The sequence below is a fragment of the Pseudactinotalea sp. genome (assembly GCF_048594945.1).
In the GTDB taxonomy this organism is placed as follows: Bacteria; Actinomycetota; Actinomycetes; order Actinomycetales; family Beutenbergiaceae; genus Pseudactinotalea.
In genome coordinates this window covers 1-2111 of the sequence record NZ_JBMDXJ010000235.1, presented here as the reverse complement: position 1 = coordinate 2111, position 2111 = coordinate 1, and the positions used below count along the sequence as shown (strand labels likewise).

Annotated in this window: 2 protein-coding genes; one reads left to right on the top strand and one right to left on the bottom strand. The window is 70.9% G+C overall.

Annotated features, from left to right (window positions below; translation table 11 throughout):
• A partial coding sequence (locus ACOJSN_RS10135; protein WP_420112373.1) for a DEAD/DEAH box helicase occupies positions 1 to 1470 on the top strand: 1470 nt, incomplete at its 5' end.
• A 4-nt stretch (positions 1471 to 1474) separates the two neighbouring features.
• Here the strand turns inward: ACOJSN_RS10135 and ACOJSN_RS10130 are convergent.
• On the bottom strand, positions 1475 to 2111 hold a 637-nt coding region (locus tag ACOJSN_RS10130; protein ID WP_420112372.1), incomplete at its 5' end, for an ATP-binding protein.

The window sequence follows — 2111 nt, the reverse complement described above, 5'->3', positions numbered from 1 at the left end:
GCCACGAGCTACGCCACCGTGCGCTCGCGCCGGCGCACGGCGCACGGGCTCGACGTGCTCGAGGTGCGCGAGCGCCTCGACGAGGACACCCCGCCGCACGAGGCGCTGCCGATGCTGGCCGTGCCGGGAGCACCGCCCCGCACCGGCACGCTGGTGGACGCGATCAGCGCCGTGGCACGAGGAGTGCTGGGCGATGCCGAGCCGCTGGCCGGCGCGGCGCTGGACCTGCTGCGGCGCACGCCGCCCCGGCAGCGCAGCGGATCACTGCCGGCGCCCACCAGCGGCGAGAGCGCGCACCGTGCTGCAGCCGTGGCCGCGGCGCTGCTCGACTCCGACGACTCCTACGTGGCCGTGCAGGGTCCGCCCGGGACCGGCAAGACCCTCGTGGGCGCGGACGTCATCGCCCGGCTGGTCGATGAGCACGGCTGGCGGATCGGGGTGGTGGCGCAGTCGCACACCGTGGTCGAGGGGATGCTGGAGCGGGTGCTGGCTGCCGGCGTCCCGGCCGAGCTGATCGGGAAGCGTGGCGGCTCGGGCGGCTGGCGGCGGCTGACCGCCGGCCACCTCGACTTCGTCAGCGGCTCCGAGGCCGGTTGCGTGCTCGGAGGCACCACGTGGGACTTTGCGAACCGCAACCGGGTTCCGGCCGGGGCACTGGACCTGCTCGTGATCGAGGAGGCCGGTCAGTACTCGCTGGCCAACACGTTGGCCGCAGCCACCGCGGCCCGCCGGCTGTTGCTGCTCGGCGACCCGCAGCAGCTTCCGCAGGTCAGTCAGGCGCGCCACCCGGCGCCGGTCGATCGGTCGGCCCTGGGGTGGCTGATGCCCGGGGTCGATGTGCTGCCGGAGCAGCTGGGCTATTTCCTGGACCGGACCTGGCGGATGCACCCCGACCTCTGCGCGGCCGTCTCCGAGCTCGCGTACGACGGCCGGCTCAGCAGCGCAACCCCGGCGGCCGAGCGGCACCTCGACGGCCTCGCACCCGGGATCCATCAGGTGCTGGTCGAGCACCACGGGAACCGTGCCCGCTCGGCGGAGGAGGCCGCCGAGGTCGCTTCACAGATCGACGAGCTGCTCGGCCGTGCCTGGACCGACGAGCACGGCACCCGGCCGCTCGAGCAGGCCGACGTGATCGTCGTTGCCGCCTACAACGCCCAGGTGCAAGCCGTCCGCGAGCACCTCGACGCCGCCGGGCTCACCGCGGTGCGCGTGGGAACGGTAGATCGCTTCCAGGGTCAGGAGGCCGCCGTGGTGGTGCTCTCGCTCGCCGCGTCCACCGCCAAGGAGGCCGCCCGCGGGCTGCGCTTCCTACTCGATCGCCACCGCATCAACGTGGCACTCTCGCGCGGACGCTGGGCCGCGATCATCGTCCGCTCCCCCGCCCTCACCCGCACGATGCCGACCCACCCCCGAGAGCTCGCCGACCTCGCGGCGTTCATCGACGTCGGCAGGGCCGACCTCCAGGAGTGAACCTTCAAACCTGCACGTTCCCGGAGCCTGGCTCCCGCCATAGCCGGTCGATCGGCAACACATGGAGACGGTCGTCGTAGGTGTAGCTTCGGGCCCCGGTGTAGAGAACTACCCCGGCGATGAAGGCGTCACCGAGGAGTTCTCGCAGTTGGCGCATGCCCCTGAAGTCGTCATTGACAGCACGAGCGGCAGCCTTGACTTCGAAGGCAAGAACGCCTCCGTCCTCGGTCTCGAGGACCAGGTCAACCTCGGCGCCATCCCGGGTCCGCCAGTGGCCGAACCCGGCGATCTGCTCGGTCCAGCTCACCTCCTTGAGTAGTTCAGTAACGACGAAGTTCTCCAGCGGATGCCCGAACTCAGTAAGAGCAGTCGGGTCGCGACGCGAGAGCTTGTCCGCAGTGAGTCGCAACAGACGAGTCGAGACCCCCGTGTCGAGCAGGTGGACCTTGGGGCGCGCGTTCGTACGCTTCGTCAGGGTTCGATCCCACGGTGGGAGCAACTGAATGAGGAAGACAGCTTCGAGCAGCCGGAGGTAATCCCGGGCTGTCGTCTGGTCGATGCCGGCTGCTCGCGCGAGCTCGGCAACGTTGAGGACCTGCGCGCTATGGCCGGCCGCACTCTCAAGGATCGTCGGCAACGTG